Genomic DNA, 17,671 nt, shown 5'->3' on the forward strand with positions numbered 1-17,671 from the left:
ATGAGGCTGAGCGATTTCGACTGTCCCCTGCTCTGTCACCGAGGATCGGGGGCGCTCACACGGCGGACCGGACCTTGATCGCGTGGCTGAGGGCGGTCTGCTCGTCGTCGGGAAGGCGACGCTCGGCGTGGAGCATGCGCAGGGTGGTGGTGATGCGTTCCTCGTCCTCGGGTGTGCCGAGGCTGCCCATGTACGAGGGCAGCAGCAGGCTCAGGGCTTCGAGGTCCGTGCGTGCGCAGAGCTTGGTGAGGAGTTCGCCGACCGGGTCTTCGTACTGCTGTGGTGCGGCCGGGGCGGTGGCACGCAGTCCTGCGGCGATGCGGTAGCGGAGCCATTGCTGGTGTGGGCCGGCTGGGACGTCGTCGATGTGCTGGGCGGCGGACTCGAAGTGTTCGCGGGCCCGGTCGATCTGGCCCAGGTCGCGGTGGGCTCGGGCCATGTTGCCGTGAAGTGAGGCGTAGAAGCCGCGGACACGGTCGTCGCCGACCCTGTCGGCTCGGTTCAGGCACTCCTGGTTCCAGTGCAGTGTCTCCTGTGGCGTGGGCTGGTGCCGGGCGAGGTAGTGCGCGGCGATGCAGGCGTCGTAGTCGCCCTCGGCCGCTTCCCATGCCTGGCGGAACAGGTCCCGTGCTCGGGTATCTCGTCCTTCGGTCTCGGCCTGCATTCCCTGCACGCATAGCTGCACGACGATGTTCTCGGGGTCGGTCATGGCTCTCCTGAGTGAGGGTGCGGTGTTGAGGAAGGATCAGCTGGAGGTGTTGAGGGCGACCGGCATGACCAGAGTGGTGAAGCTGCCCTGGTCTGCGGAACGCACCAGGACAGGTCGGTCTACGGCGGAGATCTCCAGCAGGACGTCGGGGCCGACGCTGGCCTCCAGAGCGGGAACCAGGACGACAGGGTCGAAGCCGATCCGCTGGGGCAGGTCTTCATGGCAGACCGCTGGCAGGGTGGCGGCGTTGGAGTGATCGGGAAGCGAGATGGTCATCTCGTCGCCGGCGAAGCTCAGAGCGATACGGGGAGTGTCGCCGTGGCTGTTGACCGCGTCGCGCAGGGCCAGGCGATCCACGATCACGCGGTATTGGGACGGGGCCAGAGCCGAGAGCATCTCGCGGTAGTCAGGGAACTCGTCATCGACGGTCGCCAGGACGCGGGACTCTGACGTGCTGTGTGCTCGGGCCGCGTCCGGTCCGACCTGGAGGGTGACCTGGTGGAATCGCGCCGCCCATTGCCCGAACTCGATCAGGTCGCCCGCGTGCACCAGCAGACGGCAGGGCCCTGCGTCGAGCGCCGCCGGCCTGAGGACGCGCATCGATAGGCGATAGCGATCGGTAGCCACCAGACGGACCTCGCCGTCATCGATCTCGATGAGGACGCAACCAAGCGCAGAGTGCTCCACGTCGGAAGCTGCGGCCGGCACCACCTGGCGGACAGCACTGGCCAACTCCACGCCGCCGATTCGCGCTTCCGTCATGCTGTCAGCAGTCGAGAGGGAACGCAGAGCCACCGCGATGGCGGCCTTGGCGGTCTGAGCCTGGTTCCGCATCCTCTCCAAGTGCCGCTCCAGCACCTCTCGGCCCTCGCGCTCGGGCCCGTCGAGCACCACGGCCACCTCGGCCAGCGGCAGTCCCGCATCTCGCAGACCGCGCAAGAGAGCGGCACGGGCCTCCTGCGCAGGGCTGTAGAAGCGGTATCCAGTCGCGCCGTCAACCCACGCCGGCCGCAGAACACGGCAGTCGTCGTAGAAACGCAGCGCGCTCGGAGCGAGACCCACTCGCCGCGAGAAGGCACTGATGCTCAGTAGTTCCGTGGTGCCGTCCATGGACCCGATTGTTGACCTTCATCCAACTTGAAGGTCAACTCGCACCCGCGAAGAGAGCCACCGGACTGCGGCACCGAGTACAAGCCACCGGCTCCGCTCGCCAGGCCGTAATCGACGAGCCCGGGGAAACCAGCGCACACCAGCGCGTCGGGCCGCCCCCTGGAGCCCTCGGCTACGCAGCCGCGTTCCACATCACCGCATGGCACGGGAGCTTCTTCAGCGTCAACCCCCGAAGGACTTCAAAACTGGACCACTAAGTGCCTGCGCAGGTACCGGCGTTGGTACCTGCGCCGGTACCGGGCGGCTGGGGTATCCGCTCTCTTCCCTGAGGGGCTCAGCGAGGGGTGCAGTGTCCGTGGTCTCCAGATTCAAGCGGCGTGGTCCGTCCCTATCCTTCTGGATCCTTCTGGTTTTTGAAGTGTCACGTCACCCGGGCGAGGGATCGACGTGGCACGGGGGTCGCGGGACAATGCGCGGCAAACGAGGGAAGGAGTGCCGGTGGCCGACCGTCCGCCGTTGAGTGCGGCTCGGATTCATGACTGCCTGAGCGTCCTGGGTGTGCGGGGGACCGAGGCGGAAGGGGTGCCGCGCGTGGCTGCTCTGGGGATTCTCCTGTTCCTTGTGGAGTCGGAGGCCCTGGCGACGGATCGCCTGGATCTGGAAGCCCTGCGCGAGGGCTACGTCCTTGGCATACCTGCAGGGCCGGCCGCCGGGGCGCAGTGGGCGCGGCTGCTCCAGGCCCGCGTCAACCGAGTCCTGACCGACGTTGCCGAGACCCGGATCCCTGACTTTTCCGACGACCGGCCCGCCGCAGCCTCGGAGACCCCTGCGGTGAATCATTTGCTGGACGCGGCCCAAGCGCTGATGACCTCCCGCAGCTCGGACCCGGATGCGGACCCCAGAGCCGAACTCCGGGCCGCTCGGGCGGCGCTGGAGCATGCCCACTCTCAGCTCCAGCTGGCTCAGCGGCAGATCGACGAAGCGCGCGAGGGGCTGCGCACGCTTGGCCCTTCTTGAACTCCGCTCCGTCTGCGGGGGCAGCCAGCTCTTCGCAGAGAGCCGGCGGTCCGTTTCAGTGTCTGCCGGTATGCCGTTGGCGGGCCGCCTGGCGCACAGCGGCAGGATCGCGGCGCATGGGGGTGCCGCGGTAGTCCTGGCCGTCGACGGGGGTGACGACTTTGGCCGGGGCGAGGAAGAGTGTGTCGGCCGGGGTGTGGGTGATGCGGTCCTCGCGGTCGATGAGCTGGCTCCACAGCGGCAGGGTGACCTCGTACCACCAGGACCCGTCACCGCTCTGGACCTTGGCCAGCAGCAGGGCGCGCACTTCCTGTCCGTCGGGCAACAGGACCGTCACCGGCGGCCCGGTCTCCGCCACTGCGTCGGGTATCTCTCCGTCCCAGGACGGCCGCCGCTCCTCCACATCGAGCCTCAGGCTGCTTCGTCGTACGCGCCGGCCGGTCCGTGGAAGTGCTTGAGTGCCATCCGTAGTCCGACCAGACCATTGGTGCAAGTGCCCCAGTACGGGTGCGTGCTGACCGTGATGCTCAGCGCGAGGACCTCGGCACGCAGCCGGGCGATCTCGGTCTTCTCTGCTTCGGTGTAGCCGGGGCTGGGCGGCAGGCTGCGCGGTTCACCGCCCTGCTGGGTGACGGGGGCGCTCCAGCCTTCGGCCGGCTCGACGGACCAGGGCAGCGTTTTGCCCAGGGCTTCCTGGGCGGCTCGGGCCTGGTGCAGGCGCATCTGGGCTGCGTGTAGATCTCGGGGGAACTCGTACGTCGTCACGCTCGCAATGGTACGTGTGTTCGAATTTGGGAAGTGGCGGGGCGCGCGCAAGGCCCCCCGGTTGGCCGCCCGCCCGGATTACTCGTCACCCGAGGGCACCTCGCCGTGTTTCGTCGTCGCTGAACGCCGAGCTGGACATCGAGGCGCAGCAGACCGTGACACCGCACTTCCAGGAGTGGCTGGGCAGGCTGGTGCGATGCGAGCCGAACGCGTTGCACTGCACGCTCGTGGAGTCCACGGAGATCCCGGGCTTGTTCCACCCGTGCGTCACGGAGGACACCGACAGCCCGTCGGCGGTCTCCGGCTCGGGCTGCGTGTGCCGCCGGACCTTCTACGACCCCGAGTTCGGGCTGCCCGTCGTCGGTAAGCACTTCAAGCACCGGGGCGAGGGCGGCACGGACCAGTGGAGCTACAAGACGTTCGCTCCGCTCGCCCTGCGCCCTGGCGACACCTTCAGCCGCTTCCACACCGGGCGCAGCCTGTTCTGGGCGCGGACGGAGAAGGGGGACTTGTCGATCCTTCCGCAGCGTGAGGGCCACGGGTACGGCGTCGGCTACGGCGGTGGAGGACCGCACGCCCTGGCCGCCTACCTCACCCAGCTCGCCGAGACCGACGGCCAGAACACGGCCGTCGGCACTTCGTACTCGCGCGAGGATGTCCATCCCGCGATCCTCAACTGGACGCAGAGCAGCGCGGCCGACCGCGGCACGAACGAGCTGAGCCTGGGCGACCTCAAGGCCATGCAGCAGAAACGTCGCTGGCATCCACGACGCCCTGGTCGGCCTCGCCACCGAACTCAAGCGCCGCACCGACCTCAACGGCGCCCTTAACGACGCACCGCGCCTGATGGTCGTCCTGGACCGCGCCGACACCACCCTGCGCCACCTCACCAGCTACTGGGAGACCTTCCGGCAGAAGGACGACCCGAAGAAGTCCCCGGCCATCACCGCGCTCGAGGACGTCCTGTACGCGGGACGCGAGGCCCGCATCCACGTCCTCTACAACGGCCACATCAACGGCAGCGTGCTCGCCCCCGCCGCCCGCGAACAGTTCGCCACCGTCATCCTCGCCCGGGTCGGTGAGGGCACCTGGCAGCGGCTCGCCCCGATCGCCGGCCCCGCCCCGAAGAGCAGCCCGCTCCCGGGCCGCGCTCACGTCGTGAAGGACGGCGCCGCCCACCCGACGCAGGCCCTGCTCATGACCGATGCCGAAGCCGCCGACTGGCTCGCCCTCACGGCGGCCGGAGAGAACTGACCCCGAGCTGGACACACCACGGGCCCCGGGGGATCAGCCATGACATCCCCGGGGCCCGGATTTATGGAGTCGCGCTGTCCAACGACGGCACCGCCCCGGTGTTACGTCGCGGCCATCTCCGGCACTTCGAGGGCTTCGGCCACCTTGCGGGCCATCGCGGCCACCTGCGGCGGCAGGTAGCTGTCCAGCGCGTCGACGTCGTCGCACAGCTTCGCCTTCAGCCCGTGCAGGCACGCCTCGGTGAACAGCTTCTGCGGGTCGTCCTCGGGCAGTTGCGCCTGCTCCGCCTGGCTCTGGCCCCGGTGGTGCCGCATCCGGTTCGTCGACGCCGCATCGCCTCGTACGCGAGCGCCTCGCCCATCAGACCCGCCACGTGCGCGCGGTCCTCCTCCTGCGTGCCGTGAGCACGGATCTCCTGCTGCCCGACCTGGAGGTAGCTCTGCAGCGTGTGGGGGTCCATGCCGGTGTGCTCGCAGTACGCGGCAAGGTGTCGCGCGCATCGGCGAGGTGACGCGCCAATGGGCAGGCGTGCGGTCGGCCGGGCGACCCGGAAGCCGTCAAGCGGGGCGGCAGCCGTCAATGGGCAAGGCGGGGCCGCAGTCGGCGTGTGGGCGTCAGCCGGTCGGGGCGGGCGCCAGGAGCTGGCCGCGTGTCAGGACGGTGATCCGGGACCACAGGTCGGCGGTCGGGCGCCCGAGCCGGGTCCGGCCGGCCACCGTTGCGGCGATCAGGGCGTCGATGGCGTAGGCCCAGCGTGTCCGGCCGTTCCAGGGCTCTGACCTGGTACACCGCCCATCCCAAGCGCGGGAAGACCGCGATGGACGCGGCCGGAGTGCTGCCGCACTTCACCGGCACCACCGTCACCGACGCCTGGAGACTTACCCCGCGCTGACCCCGGCGTTGTGCAACGCGCATGTGCTGCGCGACCTCGGCGGCGTCCACACCGCCGACCCGGCAGGCCAGGTCTGGGCGAAGGCCGCCGCCGACGCGCTCACCGACGCCCTCGCCGCCTGCCACCGGGCCCGCGAGAACGGTCAACCCGCCCTGGCCAATGAGGAGATCACGACCTTCGAAGCCCGCTTCGACCAGGCCGTGAAGGTTGGCCGGTCCGCCAACCCCGACCCGCCACCAGGCGGGAAGAAGCCCCTCGCCCGCCAGCTCGCCGACCGCATGGCCCGCCGACGCGACGACTTCCTGCGCTTCCTGCACGACCTGACGGTGCCCTTCACCAACAACCAGGCCGAGCAGGACATCCGCATGACCAAGATCCAGGCGAAGATCTCCGGCGGCTGGCGCACCCTGACCGGCGCTGAACACTGGCTCCTCGTGCGCTCCTACCTCTCCACCGCCCGCAACTGAACTTGAACTCGTGATGTCGGCCTGATCGGCATCAGTTTTCCATGATCAGGCCGGTGCCGGCGAGGCATCCGTCGACCAGGTGCGGTCGGTACTGGATCTGCTTGAGGCTTCGCTTCACGGCTCGGGCCAGTTGGTCGAGGTTCGCGGCGGCGAGGTTGCCGATGGTCCGTTTGACCAGCGACCAGACGCCCTCCTGAGGGTTGAGGTCGGGAGCGTATGAGGGGAGCTGGAAGACGGTCAGCCAGTCCTCGTTCGCTTCGATGAACGCCCTCATCTGCGGCATGAGGTGAGCGCGCAGGTTGTCCCAGACCAGGACGATCGGCCCGCCGAGCTGGATGTGTGCCCGGACTATCAGGTCGCGGAAGTCCTCCCAGGCGAAGCCCTTCTTCTCGTTCTTGCGGCCGCGGTAGACGTGGAAGCTGTAGAACATCCGGGACCGCTTGCCCTGCCTGTAGCAGGTCATACCGGCCATGGAGACTCGGCCGGAGCCCCGGCCACGGACGCGGACCTCGGGGGTCTGGCCCACCCGGCCCCATGTCCTGGCGCGCGGCGGTCTCATCGATTGCCCGGCCTCGTCCTCGAAGACGATCCAGGCCCCGCGAGCCGCCGCGGCGCTTTTACCCGCGGCCAGACCTCCTTCTTCCACAACTCGACGGCCGCGTCGTCACGCTCGATCGCCCGGCGGGCCGGCTGCTGCCAGGACCAGCCGTGGCGTTTGAGCAGCCGCCATGTCCCCTCCACGGTGTAGGTGACGTGGAACAGGCGGCCGATCAGCGTTTTCACCCGAGCCAGTGTCCATCGCTGGTCATCCCAGCCATGCGCCAGCGGCCCGCGCTCCAACTCGCCCTCCAGCCTGGCGATTTGCCTGTCACTCAGCCTCGGCCGTCCCGGCGAGCCCTTCGACAGGACCCCGGACCCACCGCCCTCACGCCACAGCCGGCGCCAGCGTTCCACCGACCGCTCGGACACCCGTAGCGCGCCCGCGATCTCCCGGTTCTTCTCCCCGCCCTCGAAGCGTTCCACGGCCAACAGCCGGATCCGCTCCCGCACGGCCCTCTCAGCGTCGGTCAACCCGCCGCCCTGCGCGTACCTCACAACCCAGGACTACCGAAGCCGCCGGGTCGCTGTCAGGCGAATGGCCCCGACATCACCCAATCAAGTTCAGAAGCACGACCTCAATCCCCTGACCGTGCTCCGCGATCTCTTCACCGGAAACGTCTGGCTGCCACCCGCTCACGCGTAATCAACGACCTGAGCAGTCACAGTTAATCGAGCGCTGATCATTAGGGGGGAATGTCGGATGATCGGCAATGTGAATTCACATATTTTCATCGCGCTTTTCGCCGTTGAATTGCGGCTACGCTTGCTTGTTGGTGGCACGCGGAAGATTTCCTGGCTTAATATGGCAGCGACATGAACAAGGCTTCCCGGGTGATCGGTAGGGCCCGGTGCGCCACGGCCCCCCACAGGAAATGGCTTTTCGATGAAGCGGAAGATTCCTCAAGCGGCTCAGCGCCGCGCCTTGTCCGGCTGGCTGGCCTCGGCTCTCGCCGCAACGGTTGCCGCCGTAATGGTCGCCGTGACGCCGACACAGGCGCTGGCCATCGCGACACCCGTACCTCTGGGCACAGCCGCCAGTTTCTCCGTTCTGGCAGGTTCGGAGGTCACCAACACCGGACCCTCCGTGATCGACCACGACCTTGGGGTGCACCCGGGGACAGCCATCAGCGGGTTCCCGCCCGGCGAGGTGCGCGGCGCCGTACATTCTGCGGACGCTGTCGCACAACAGGCCAAGTCCGACCTGGTCCAGGCGTACAACAATGCGGCCGGCCAGGCCACGGACTTCGCGCTTCCGGCGGGAATCGGCAATGGCAACACGCTGCTGCCAGGCGTCCACACTGCTGCATCCGGTGTCGGACTCAACGGCGACCTGATCCTGAACGCCGAGGGAAACCCCAACGCCGTCTGGGTGTTCCAAATCCCTGAAGCCCTGACGACAGCATCCTCCAGCCGGGTACTCCTCACCAACGGCGCTTCGCCGTGCAACGTGTACTGGCAGATCGGAAGTTCGGCCACGCTCGGCACCAACTCCACCTTCGTGGGCACGATCATGGCTCTGACCTCAATCAGCGTGACCACGGGAACGAACATTGAGGGCCGTGCACTGGCCCGTAACGCCGCGGTGACACTCGACGACAACAGGATCTTCCTCGGCGGGTGCGCGACCGGCACCGGTGGAACGACGTCCGGCACCACTACCGGAAACACATCTGGCACGACCACCGGTGGAAACGCGCCTGGCACGACCAACGGTGGAACCACCAGGGGTCTGATCAGTGGCGGCCTCCTGGGCGGACCCATCCTCGGCGGACCCATTGTCAGCATCGTGGGCGGAAGCACCTCGGGGAGCATCTCCGGCAACACCGCCGGGAACACGCAGGGCAACACCGCCGGGAACACGCAGGGCAACACCTCCGGGAACACTGCGGGCAACACCGCCGGAAACACCACCGGCGGGCACGGCGACAAGCCTGGTAAGCCTGGCAAGCCGGACCACCATGACAAGCCTGGCGACCCGGGCCACGACGACAAGCCGGGCCATGGACATGACGGAGCGCCCGACAAGCCCGGCCATGGCGACGAGCACGACGGCTACGGCTACGGCGACAAGCCCGTGAGCCACGAGGGCTAGGCAGCACACCGCGGTAAGCCTGCTCATCGCGTGACGGCGCACGGCGGAATCCTCATCGAATCCGCCGTGCGCCATCGGCGACAGGCAGAAGAAAACGCCAGGTGCGCGTAGCTGAAAAGAGAAAGACAGGGTGAGCGGGTGTCGAGCGGAACCAATTCAGCGGAGGTGAAGGAACTCCACCAGTCCGATTCCGGTCCAGCCTCGCAGGAATGTCATGACGAAGCGAACACCCCCGGCAGGCGTCAGGCGGGTGCCCATGTCCTGAAAGCAGGGCTGCGCACCGCCGTGGTCCTGTGTCTGGCCGCGACTCTCATCCATGTTGTTCTGGTGTTCCTTCATGTGGCGCCCGCCAACACCGTCTCCAAGCGATACAGCCCGGCGATCAACGCATGGGTGTACCCCTACTTCGAACAGAATTGGCGCCTTTTCGCCCCGGACCCCGACTCCGTGAACCGGCAAATTCTGGTGAGAACCGCACACACGCGCTCCGACGGATCGGTCAAGGTGAGCACCTGGTTCGACCTGACTGCCGTGGATAATTCCGCAGTCGAGCACAATGTGTTCCCGAGCCACACGGCGCAGAATCTTCTGCGCCGCGCCTGGACCTCCTACACCGAAACACACGGAGGAGACGACAAGGCACGCACGGAACGCGCCGTGATGATCCAGAAGTATGTGAGCAACATCGCCGCGGACCGCGTTGCCGCCCACAATGGCGGCACATTCGACTTCATTCAGCTTCGCGTCGTCACACAGCCCATCCCCGCACCCGGCAGCCACCCGCCGAAGCCCACCGAGAACCGACTTCTGCCCTGGTGGAAGGTGACCGCCCATGGGAAATGAGCAAACCCCGCAGATCGCCCCCACGACACCAACGCCCCAACGGCCAACGGGGCAGGAGACTGTGTTCGCCGGCGCCGCGCAGCGGACCGTCGACCGTCTCCGCGCTCTGTGGGACCTTGTGACCGACCGGCCGGTGTCCCTGTACGCCGCGTCGGTGCTGCGTATCGGCTACGGACTGCTCTACCTGGTCTTTCTGCTGCGCGAGTTCCCGCACCGCGACGAGATCTGGGGCCCCGGCTCCCCGTGGACACCCGCGTTGGCGCACCAGCTCTTCGAACAGACGGGGTGGAACAGCATCCTGACCCTGTCCGACAGCCGGGCCTACTTCGAACTCTGCTACGCCGTGGCCCTCCTCACGTCCGCCCTGTTCATGCTGGGCTGGCGAACCCGAGCCATGTCCGTCCTCTTCGCCGTCGTGGTGATCTCGTTCCATGCCCGCTCGATTCTCATGACGGACGGGGGCGACAACCTGGTCCTGCTGATGGCTGTCTACCTCGTCCTCACCGCGTGCGGTCGGCGCTGGTCCCTGGACGCACGCAGAAACCGGCTCAAAGCAGCTCGCGCGGGCGACACGCCGGAACCGGTGAGGAGCTTCACCTCACAGGAACTCCGCGACGCCCGCAGCACCCTGACCACCGTGGTGCACAACTGCGGCATCTTCGTCATCGCGGCACAGGTCTGTTTCCTCTACGGATCAACCGGCCTGTACAAGGTCCAGGGCGCTTCCTGGGGCAGCGGCACCGCTCTCCACTACGTTCTGAACCTCGAACTCTTCCAGCCCTGGCCCGCGCTCTCGCACCTCGTGGACGAATTCCCGCTCCCGATCGCGATCGCCGGCTACATGACGGTGCTCCTTCAGGTCGCCTTTCCCTTCGTGCTCTTCGGCAGGCTCAAGTACCCCGTCCTCGCTCTGTTGCTGGGTATGCACATCGGTATCGCGGTACTCCTTGGGCTGCCCCTCTTCTCCGGCGCGATGATCATTGCGGACGCCGTGTTCCTTCCCGACCGCTTCTACGCCTTCCTGCCCCGCCTGCGCCGACGCGCCGCACAGCGGACCGGCATGCGGAGGCCGACACCCGGGCCGGCGGCAGGAGCCGGATCCGTCCCTTCACAGGGCAGGCCCGGCGCGCCCAGCTCCAAGCACCGAGCCAATCCGGCAGACCAGAAAGACACCACACTCACCACCGAGCGGAGCTGACAGACGCCATTGCTCTGCTGACGCAGGTCCGGTTCCTGCGGTACATGCTGGATGCGGCCAGAGCCCCCGCTGAGGCCGGTTTCGGGCCCGAGTGGACCACACGTACTTGGCGGTGCAGACCGGCGGCCTGGAACCGCGGCCTGTTCTGGCATCCCGCGGCCTGGTGCTCGACTGCCCGGCCAAGAACGTTGCCGCGCTCGTCGAATGGACCCTGGCCGAGGCGAAGCTGGGCACGCCCCGGCTGAACCGCAACGGCAAGGACAGCGACCCGCTCATCGTCATCACCGCAGCCGCCGCCGAACGCCTCTCACTGCCCGCCACACTCGAAGACCGCAAGGGCCTGCGCCTTCCCGAGGACCACAAGGTCCTCAAACAGATCACCAAGGCCAAGTGGCAGCTCACCCGGCGCGGCTTCGGCCCCTGGGCCCGCATCTACCGCCCCGCGACCGGCGGGCAGCGCCAGTGCGTACAGTTCGCGATCCTGCCGTGGGGCGCACTCGACACCCGCTCCTGGGGAAGCGCCGACCAACTGCCGCCGGCGGAACTCGCCGCGGTACTCGGCACGTACGCCCAGCGGGTCATCACCCCGCGCGGATCGACGGCCGTCTCGGGCCTGGAGCTGATGACCGCGCTGCGCCCGCCGACCCGGGCCGTGAAGGACGAAGCCACCGGCGCCTGGGTATCCGGACCGGTCCCCGGCTCGCTCACCGAAGCAGTCGACCCAGCGCCGCCGGAGGCCCCGGCCGAGCACCCGATCGTCGCCTCCCTGTTTCCCCGCCATCATGAGCGCACCCCGGCCGACGTCCTCGATGAGGAAGCCTTCGAGTGGATCCGCGATCCACAGCTGCTCACCGACGGCGAATGCGCGAAGAAGTACGCGGTGGGCATCGACGTGAACACCGCCTTCCTCGCCGCCGCGAACAGGCTGGTCGTCGGTCTCAGTGAGCCGGTCCACGTCACGGGCCCCGTGTTCGACAAGACGGTGCCCGGGTCCTGGCTGATCGACTTGTCCGGCGCAGAACAGTTGTCCGGTGGCCAGCCCACGGCTGTGAGCGAGCAGGGTCTCGTGGACGCGATGGGCCTGATGAAGGGCATCGCAACCAGTGCGGCGGGCGCCACGCAACGCAGCGGTGACCAATGTGGCCAGCAGGGCGGATCCGGTGTCGTGCCCCATGGCATCGGTAATTGACAGATGCAGCGTGTCCCGGTCGAGCGTGTAGTCGTAGGTGTCGCCACCGATGTCGTCGGCCGGGACCAGCCCGGCGGCGAGAGTGAACTGGGGGGCCTCGCAGCAGGAGGCCGAAGGGAGCAGCTGGTGCTGGATCTCGGCGGCCAGGCTGGTGCGGGTGGTGCGTCGGCCAAGCACAGTGTCGTCGGCGTATTGCAACGTCACTTCCAGCACACCGATGCAGTCACCACGATTGGTCACAGGCGAGATCACACGCTGTCCGCCCTGACCGTCCGTTTCCACATGCTGGCGCTGGCTGCGCAGAACTTTGTCGTAGACGCTGCCTTGCAAGTTGATCGGCTCCGCAGTGTCCGCCCTCTCTCCCTCGGCGGGCGCGCTAAGGCGCAGCAACCGCTCCCCCAGGAGGTCGACGAACAGGAACGACACACTCTCCGCCCCGAAGTGCTTGCGCAGGTCGTGCGCGATGACGTCGACGGACTCGCCGGGCGGCGCGGACTCCGCAGCGGCCAGAAGCTCGCCCAGTTCCAGATCTCTGACATCCATGGCAACCTCCCATCGTCTGCCGCCGCTTCTTCCCCGGAAAACACCGGCCTCACCCCCGGAACATCGGTCAGCCAGGTCACAGCGCCTCTTCTTCCAGCGGCCACCGCGGGACGGTTCGAACGGCAGCGTGCCCGACCTTGACCTGCGCTTTCCTTGTAAGGCAGGGTCTCGTCGGCGCGAGCGCCCTGGCATCGCCAACAGTTCGAAGCTCATCCGCGGCCCCACTCGCAACGCGTTGCGGGGGCCTGGCGCCGGCGGCGCCATCTCGACCAGCTCATCGCGTGGTTGCCCTGTCGAGCAGGACACCGGGGCGTAGCTCCCCGACCCCGACCACATCACCGAGCACGTCGCGAGGCCAAGGGCACTGCCGCGTTCGGGGCACCCCATCAGCGGACCGCCCGCGACCAGGGCTGCGCTGGTCGAGCGGATCGCCCGGGACCTCAAGTTGGCGCTACCGAGCCTCGCAGGCCAGGCGTAAAACAACCGCCCGAGGCCTCCTATGCGAAGGACCCACGCTGCACAGCCATGGCCCAGGCCGTCATGCCGCAGTTGCCCGGTTGCTGTTAGCGCGGGAGGTGGGCGTGGATAGTTTTGCCGCCGCCGGGGCTAGGGGTGATGGTCAGGTGGTCGGTGAGGCGGCGGATCATGTGCCAGCCGAAGCCGCCGCTGCCGCCGTTGAGGTCGGGGGCGCGCTCGCGCGGGTGCGACGGGTTCGGGTCGCTGACCGCGGCGCTGACCGTGTCGGGTCCGGCGGACAGTTTTAGGGTGTAGTAGCCGCCGCCGTGGCGCAGTGCGTTGGTGACGAGCTCGGAGACGACCAGGACGAGCGTGTCCGCCATATCCGGGTCAGGCGCCGGGGTGAGGTGGTCGGTGAAGGCGCGGGCGGCCTGGCGGGCCCGGCTGATGCCGGCCGGACTGTCGCCCCGGACCACGGTCGGTACGGGGGGCGCCGAGGTAAGGCTGATCGTCGTGCTGTTCATACGCGTACACCCCACCTGTGATCGGTTGTGCCGCTTGTGCCGTGACACCCCACCTGCCCGGTCTGACGGCCCTCACACCTCCGGATGGGGGGGGGTGCGCCGTTGCAGTTTTCACGCGACGCGGACCGCAGGACTTCACTGTCAGTCCGCACAGGAAACCTGTCACGGCGGAAGTAGACATCCGCGCGTTGCTGTGGTTATTGTTTTCCCCGTAGCCCAGAGAGACCGCAGGGCCTGGCAGGGAGAACTGCCGGGCAAGCAGTACCGCGGTACACGTAGTTGCAGTGCGCAGGACGGTGCGGTGGTGGAGTTTCGGAGCCAGAGCGGTTGCAGGACGGCGACGGGACTGACGACCGGACCGGGCGGCCCGCAGTGATCAGGGGCCGCCGTGAGCAGTAGGGCAGTACCCAGGTGCAGTCGGCAGTACCAGTGGTCCCTCGGTAAATGGCGTCAGGCTGCGGCGCGCGTACCGGGAAGTTTGGCAGTGGGGTTCCAAGCCAGAGCAGACGCAGGACGGGCGACGGGGCTGGCTGCCGAAGAGCGGTGCTGTCACAGGCCGCGGAGCAGTACGCAGGATCGTAGTACCAGCAGTTGTACGTGAGTTGATCCCTGAGGGAAGAACGGAGGGATTGAGCGCCATCGTGATCGCCCGGGTGAAAGTTTTGGGCCCGGGTACCGCAGGACATCGTTCGTGAGGTGGTCTCCGGTCAAGCAACCGCGATCCCCGCAACCACCGGACCTCTTCCTGGTAGGTATGCGGAAACACAGGGCCGGCGTAGTCAGTGAAGGCCGGCTGATGGTGTAGCAGTTCCTTCGGGGCCCGGGTGCCCTTGGCACCCGGGCCCCTCCAACGCGTGTTCCACAGGAAGGTACAGATGACAGCAGACGACTCCTTCGGCCGTCTCGATGACGACGACTATCCCGCCTACACGATGGGCCGGGCCGCCGAGATGCTCGGCACCACCCAGGCCTTCCTCCGTACCATCGGCGAAGCCCGCCTGATCACCCCGCTCCGCTCCCCGGGCGGCCACCGCCGCTACTCCCGCTATCAGCTGAAGATCGCGGGTCGTGTCCGTGAGCTCGTCGACCGGGGGGCCACGGTGGAGGCGGCCTGCCGCATCGTCATTCTCGAGGACCAGCTCGGTGAAGCCATGCGTATCAACGGAGAACTCTGCGGCTCGCCCTCCACGTCACGGTCCCGGGCTGACGCCTGACAGGCCAGTCCCCGCCCATCGGACCCTCACAGGTCCGGGTTTTCGGTCCCGCCCGCGACCTATTACTGTCAGTCGGTCACCCGGAGCGGTGGCGTCTGCGGGGAGAGGCCTGCTTCGGGTAGGGCGCCAGGGTCCATCGCCCGGCCGGTCCGCCCGCCCCCGGACTGCCAACTGCCGGCGCAGAACCGGCTGAGACTGCGGCGGCCGTCGCGGTCATGCGCCCTCAGGTCGCCGGGGTCGTCAGCGGTTTGAGCCCTGCAGGTAGGGCCGCACTTGCCGCCTGCACTGTTCGCTCTCGGCGGCTGCCAGCGCGCGGCGCCGGGCAATGGCTGGGTATCCCAGTTGTTCGGCTGCCTGTTGTGGTTCCAGGCAGGGAGAGGCTTCGAGCCGGTCGGCGATGCGTCGGCCGCGTACCAGTTGCAGCCCGTTGAATGCCGTGGACATGGCCACGCCCGGCGCGTCGATGACCCCCGCCGCGGTGACAGCGGGGTCCGAATCCCTGTAGGCGCGCACCGCACTCCGCGGCCAGTGCTCCACAGCGCCCACCATCACCAGGTGCGCCGGGCGTCTCCACCCACCAGCACCACCTGCGCCTGAGGCGTCAGTGATGGACGATCGTCAGTCCCAGTGCGTTCGCAGCCCACCCCGCCGCCAGCGCGCAGACTACCGGGATCACCAGGAGGGCCACGCCCATCGTCAGCGGGAACGGACCCCGCGCCAGCACGATCTGGCGGGTCGCGAATGCCTTCTCGGTCGCAGCCTTCGTGCGTTTGGTCGACAGCGGTGTGCTCACGCTCAGGACCACCAGCACCCACTGGTGCCAGCGCAGGCGTGCTTCACCGTGTACGGGAAGGGTCCATGACGACACCCATCCGCGAAAGGGCAGCAGCGCTGTGGTGATGCCCCACAGGAAGCCGCTGCAGGCGGCGAGCGTGCCGGGCCAGGGCACCTGCGCGCCGTAGTGCATGACAAGTGCGAGGACGATGACCGCCGGGAGTGGGATCACGGGGATCCACCGTTCGCACTTGTCCGGAAGCCATCGCACCAGCAGGCAGGTGAGCACGAACTCGGGAATCACCGCCGCGACGAGCCACAGGGGGAGGACCATCAGGGCCCTTCCGTCGTGCGGAGACGACACGGCTGCGTCTTCACAGCACGGCGGCGAGGGACAGTGCGACGACAAAGAAGACGGCCATGAAAATCCCAACCTGCCCAGGTGTCGCCGGCTCCATCGTCCTACCGGACCGGACCAGGGCCAATTGGCGTCTGATGTATCTGGTGAAGATGGCCATCGTGACGGTCAGCCCCAGCATGGCCATCGTGAAGAGCATCAGCGGTGTCTCCCCACTGAGAGGTGTGCAAGCTGAAGTTGCTGGTCATGGGGCTGGTGTGCGTGGGCATCGGGATGCTCGTGCTGGTCGGTGGCAGGTGACTTTGGTGAAGATCGTCGGTCATCGGGCGACTTCGCGGTTCGTGAGGACCAGCAAGGCCCGGACCAGGGCGGTCGCCCAGGCGGGGTCGGTGCGTACCTTGCTCAGGACGCGCCAGTTCTTGAGGTGGGCGAAGCCGTGCTCGACGGGTGCCCGGACGGCCGCCAGTGCCGTGTTGGACAGCTTCTGGCCTCGCGTCAGGGGCCGGTTCCGGGCGGCCTTGTAGCCGGTGATCACCGCTGGGCCGGCGTCGGGGCCGCCGTCGTCGAGGCCGACGAAACCCAGGTCGGCGATGGCTCCGAGCCCGGCTTCCCGCAGTTTCCCGGTGAGCTTGTCGTGCCGGCAGGCGGTGATCTCCGAGGTGCGCCCAGGGCGGGCCGCCGAGATCCACAGCAGTCGGCCCCGGTCGTCGGTGAGGGCGATCACGAGCAGGCCGTGGCATTTGTTCTTGCCGGAGTAGTTCTTCCGGTTTTCCTTCCCGGTTCTGCGCCGGGTACGGATCACCGATCCGTCCAGCAGTACGATGCCGCCGCCCATTCGGGTGATCTTCTTCAGGGCCCGGTCCAGGCGTGGGGCGCGGGCTGCGAGCAGGCCGACGACCTCCCTCACCCATCGGGTCACGGTGGTGCGGTGTACTCCGTTGCCGCCGGCCAGGTCGCCGGGCCGCTGGTCACAGCGCAGCACTGCCAGCACGATGGTGGCGATCTTCCCCGGAGGCAGGGCGCGCCACCTAGAGCCGATCTTCTTGAGGTGGCCGCGTATCAAGTCGGCGAGCCAGTTCAGGGTGGCGCTCGACAGCGGCAGGCGGGCGGTGTAGACAAGGCCGTCAGGGCCCTCGACGGGACTGTTGTTTTTCGTCACACAAACTCAACTGCCGTCGGGGGCCCGTCAGTTACGGGCACGCCCCGTGCGACTACGGACGTGCCGTGAACCGACCGTCGCCCCGCTTGTGCAGCCAGCCGCGGTCGGCGAGCTTGGTCATCTTCGCTCGCAGAGGTTCCAGCTTGCCGCGCACCGAGGCGTCCAGACCCAGCCGCTCGCCGACCGCCCTGACCTGCACCGGGCCGTCGGCCTCCCGCACGATGGCCAGGATCTTGCGGTAGTCGCCGGGCAGCGCGCCCGCGTCGGCCGCGTCGCTGCGGTGCGGGATGAGCAGGACTGCCCGCCCGGCCACCTTCGCCGATACCGGAGCGACAGCCCCGGCGTCGGCCCGGGCCTGCTCGGCCAGGCGGTTCAGCACCCGCTCCGCGATCGCCAGTTCATCCCGCTCGGCCTGGACCTCCTGGAGTTGCTTGGCCAACTCCTCGGCGAGGGCGTCCAGTTCGCTCCGGCGGGTGGTGATCCACTGCCGCTCCTGCATCCCCGCGC

The 17,671-nt window shown here is 68.0% G+C and carries 21 protein-coding genes and 1 pseudogene; 9 read left to right on the forward strand and 13 right to left on the reverse strand.

What is annotated here, in order from left to right:
• Nucleotides 1-55: 55 nt before the first annotated feature.
• Nucleotides 56-709, reverse strand: a complete 654-nt coding sequence (locus tag ACLLJJ_RS32995) for a hypothetical protein (protein ID WP_434597944.1) — start codon at nt 707-709, stop codon at nt 56-58.
• A gap of 36 nt (nt 710-745) precedes the next feature.
• Complete coding sequence (locus ACLLJJ_RS33000) at nt 746-1,819, reverse strand: MerR family transcriptional regulator (protein ID WP_434597946.1); 1,074 nt, start codon at nt 1,817-1,819, stop codon at nt 746-748.
• 498 nt (nt 1,820-2,317) lie between these two features.
• Here ACLLJJ_RS33000 and ACLLJJ_RS33005 point away from each other — a divergent pair, with 498 nt between their 5' ends.
• Nucleotides 2,318-2,836: a hypothetical protein gene (locus ACLLJJ_RS33005; RefSeq protein ID WP_434597948.1), complete on the forward strand. Its 519-nt coding sequence runs from the start codon at nt 2,318-2,320 to the stop codon at nt 2,834-2,836.
• A 55-nt stretch (nt 2,837-2,891) separates the two neighbouring features.
• On the opposite strand, the gene ACLLJJ_RS33010 is transcribed toward ACLLJJ_RS33005, so the two are convergent.
• Together ACLLJJ_RS33010 and ACLLJJ_RS33015 are read right to left on the reverse strand one after the other, a co-directional pair.
• Nucleotides 2,892-3,194, reverse strand: a complete 303-nt coding sequence (locus ACLLJJ_RS33010; protein WP_434597950.1) for a hypothetical protein — start codon at nt 3,192-3,194, stop codon at nt 2,892-2,894.
• 53 nt (nt 3,195-3,247) lie between these two features.
• Nucleotides 3,248-3,601 (reverse strand): hypothetical protein, encoded by a 354-nt coding sequence (locus ACLLJJ_RS33015; protein WP_434597952.1) that lies wholly within the window; start codon nt 3,599-3,601, stop codon nt 3,248-3,250.
• A gap of 155 nt (nt 3,602-3,756) precedes the next feature.
• Here ACLLJJ_RS33015 and ACLLJJ_RS33020 point away from each other — a divergent pair, with 155 nt between their 5' ends.
• Nucleotides 3,757-4,431, forward strand: a complete 675-nt coding sequence (locus tag ACLLJJ_RS33020; protein WP_434597954.1) for a hypothetical protein — start codon at nt 3,757-3,759, stop codon at nt 4,429-4,431.
• Between the two features lie 16 nt (nt 4,432-4,447).
• The gene (locus ACLLJJ_RS33025; protein ID WP_434597956.1) at nt 4,448-4,855 is read left to right on the forward strand and encodes a hypothetical protein; all 408 of its coding nucleotides are present in this window, start codon (nt 4,448-4,450) and stop codon (nt 4,853-4,855) included.
• 101 nt (nt 4,856-4,956) lie between these two features.
• On the opposite strand, the gene ACLLJJ_RS33030 is transcribed toward ACLLJJ_RS33025, so the two are convergent.
• On the reverse strand, nt 4,957-5,169 hold the full coding sequence (locus tag ACLLJJ_RS33030) for a hypothetical protein (protein WP_434597958.1): 213 nt from the start codon (nt 5,167-5,169) through the stop codon (nt 4,957-4,959).
• 440 nt (nt 5,170-5,609) lie between these two features.
• On the opposite strand from ACLLJJ_RS33030, the gene ACLLJJ_RS33035 reads away from it, so the two are divergent.
• Complete coding sequence (locus ACLLJJ_RS33035; RefSeq protein WP_434597961.1) at nt 5,610-5,747, forward strand: hypothetical protein; 138 nt, start codon at nt 5,610-5,612, stop codon at nt 5,745-5,747.
• 8 nt (nt 5,748-5,755) lie between these two features.
• Nucleotides 5,756-6,214: an IS66 family transposase gene (locus tag ACLLJJ_RS33040; RefSeq protein ID WP_434597963.1), complete on the forward strand. Its 459-nt coding sequence runs from the start codon at nt 5,756-5,758 to the stop codon at nt 6,212-6,214.
• Nucleotides 6,215-6,245: 31 nt separating this feature from the next.
• Here ACLLJJ_RS33040 and ACLLJJ_RS33045 read toward each other — a convergent pair.
• Nucleotides 6,246-7,309 (reverse strand): IS630 family transposase gene (locus ACLLJJ_RS33045; protein WP_434587118.1). Its coding sequence is split into 2 segments (ribosomal slippage): nt 6,246-6,862 and nt 6,862-7,309, totalling 1,065 coding nucleotides; the frame shifts between segments, so codons are not numbered across the junction.
• Nucleotides 7,310-7,697: 388 nt separating this feature from the next.
• Here ACLLJJ_RS33045 and ACLLJJ_RS33050 point away from each other — a divergent pair.
• The 3 genes from ACLLJJ_RS33050 to ACLLJJ_RS33060 all read left to right on the forward strand — a co-directional run bounded on the left by ACLLJJ_RS33050 (nt 7,698) and on the right by ACLLJJ_RS33060 (nt 10,947).
• Entirely contained in the window at nt 7,698-8,906 is a 1,209-nt protein-coding gene (locus ACLLJJ_RS33050) for an ice-binding family protein (protein WP_434597965.1), read from the forward strand.
• 165 nt (nt 8,907-9,071) lie between these two features.
• On the forward strand, nt 9,072-9,749 hold the full coding sequence (locus ACLLJJ_RS33055) for a DUF5819 family protein (protein WP_434597967.1): 678 nt from the start codon (nt 9,072-9,074) through the stop codon (nt 9,747-9,749).
• A complete protein-coding gene (locus tag ACLLJJ_RS33060; RefSeq protein ID WP_434597969.1) occupies nt 9,739-10,947 on the forward strand; it encodes an HTTM domain-containing protein in 1,209 nt (402 codons plus the stop codon). Before ACLLJJ_RS33055 ends, ACLLJJ_RS33060 begins: the two co-directional genes overlap by 11 nt.
• A gap of 1,015 nt (nt 10,948-11,962) precedes the next feature.
• Here ACLLJJ_RS33060 and ACLLJJ_RS33065 read toward each other — a convergent pair.
• Both ACLLJJ_RS33065 and ACLLJJ_RS33070 read right to left on the reverse strand, forming a co-directional pair.
• Nucleotides 11,963-12,679: pseudogene (locus ACLLJJ_RS33065) on the reverse strand (PP2C family protein-serine/threonine phosphatase); the annotation flags it as partial.
• Between the two features lie 563 nt (nt 12,680-13,242).
• Nucleotides 13,243-13,659, reverse strand: coding sequence for an ATP-binding protein (locus ACLLJJ_RS33070; protein ID WP_434597971.1), 417 nt, complete (start codon nt 13,657-13,659; stop codon nt 13,243-13,245).
• A gap of 875 nt (nt 13,660-14,534) precedes the next feature.
• Between ACLLJJ_RS33070 and ACLLJJ_RS33075 the strand changes: the two genes are divergently transcribed.
• The gene (locus tag ACLLJJ_RS33075; protein ID WP_434597973.1) at nt 14,535-14,873 is read left to right on the forward strand and encodes a MerR family transcriptional regulator; all 339 of its coding nucleotides are present in this window, start codon (nt 14,535-14,537) and stop codon (nt 14,871-14,873) included.
• A 240-nt stretch (nt 14,874-15,113) separates the two neighbouring features.
• Here ACLLJJ_RS33075 and ACLLJJ_RS33080 read toward each other — a convergent pair whose 3' ends face one another.
• From ACLLJJ_RS33080 to ACLLJJ_RS33100, 5 genes are all read right to left on the reverse strand, one after another.
• On the reverse strand, nt 15,114-15,410 hold the full coding sequence (locus tag ACLLJJ_RS33080; protein WP_434597976.1) for a hypothetical protein: 297 nt from the start codon (nt 15,408-15,410) through the stop codon (nt 15,114-15,116).
• A 64-nt stretch (nt 15,411-15,474) separates the two neighbouring features.
• Nucleotides 15,475-15,981 carry a hypothetical protein gene (locus ACLLJJ_RS33085; RefSeq protein ID WP_434597978.1) on the reverse strand — a complete coding sequence of 169 codons (507 nt, stop codon included), beginning with the start codon at nt 15,979-15,981 and terminating at the stop codon, nt 15,475-15,477.
• Between the two features lie 40 nt (nt 15,982-16,021).
• The gene (locus tag ACLLJJ_RS33090) at nt 16,022-16,204 is read right to left on the reverse strand and encodes a hypothetical protein (protein WP_434597980.1); all 183 of its coding nucleotides are present in this window, start codon (nt 16,202-16,204) and stop codon (nt 16,022-16,024) included.
• Between the two features lie 120 nt (nt 16,205-16,324).
• The gene (locus ACLLJJ_RS33095; RefSeq protein WP_434597982.1) at nt 16,325-17,164 is read right to left on the reverse strand and encodes a transposase family protein; all 840 of its coding nucleotides are present in this window, start codon (nt 17,162-17,164) and stop codon (nt 16,325-16,327) included.
• A gap of 52 nt (nt 17,165-17,216) precedes the next feature.
• Complete coding sequence (locus ACLLJJ_RS33100) at nt 17,217-17,663, reverse strand: hypothetical protein (RefSeq protein WP_434600254.1); 447 nt, start codon at nt 17,661-17,663, stop codon at nt 17,217-17,219.
• Between the last annotated feature and the right edge of the window lie 8 nt (nt 17,664-17,671).

Source organism: Streptomyces sp. A5-4 (genome assembly GCF_051131715.1).
Lineage (GTDB): Bacteria > Actinomycetota > Actinomycetes > Streptomycetales > Streptomycetaceae > Streptomyces.

Coding starts and splice junctions, on each gene's coding strand:
- ACLLJJ_RS33025 (WP_434597956.1), top strand. CDS start 4,448: ATGGTCGTCCTGGACCGCGCCGACACCACCCTGCGCCACCTCACCAGC.
- ACLLJJ_RS33030 (WP_434597958.1), bottom strand. CDS start 5,169: ATGCGGCACCACCGGGGCCAGAGCCAGGCGGAGCAGGCGCAACTGCCC.
- ACLLJJ_RS33060 (WP_434597969.1), top strand. CDS start 9,739: ATGGGAAATGAGCAAACCCCGCAGATCGCCCCCACGACACCAACGCCC.
- ACLLJJ_RS33075 (WP_434597973.1), top strand. CDS start 14,535: ATGACAGCAGACGACTCCTTCGGCCGTCTCGATGACGACGACTATCCC.
- ACLLJJ_RS33100 (WP_434600254.1), bottom strand. CDS start 17,663: ATGCAGGAGCGGCAGTGGATCACCACCCGCCGGAGCGAACTGGACGCC.
- ACLLJJ_RS32995 (WP_434597944.1), bottom strand. CDS start 709: ATGACCGACCCCGAGAACATCGTCGTGCAGCTATGCGTGCAGGGAATG.
- ACLLJJ_RS33085 (WP_434597978.1), bottom strand. CDS start 15,981: ATGGTCCTCCCCCTGTGGCTCGTCGCGGCGGTGATTCCCGAGTTCGTG.
- ACLLJJ_RS33000 (WP_434597946.1), bottom strand. CDS start 1,819: ATGGACGGCACCACGGAACTACTGAGCATCAGTGCCTTCTCGCGGCGA.
- ACLLJJ_RS33070 (WP_434597971.1), bottom strand. CDS start 13,659: ATGAACAGCACGACGATCAGCCTTACCTCGGCGCCCCCCGTACCGACC.
- ACLLJJ_RS33050 (WP_434597965.1), top strand. CDS start 7,698: ATGAAGCGGAAGATTCCTCAAGCGGCTCAGCGCCGCGCCTTGTCCGGC.
- ACLLJJ_RS33090 (WP_434597980.1), bottom strand. CDS start 16,204: ATGCTCTTCACGATGGCCATGCTGGGGCTGACCGTCACGATGGCCATC.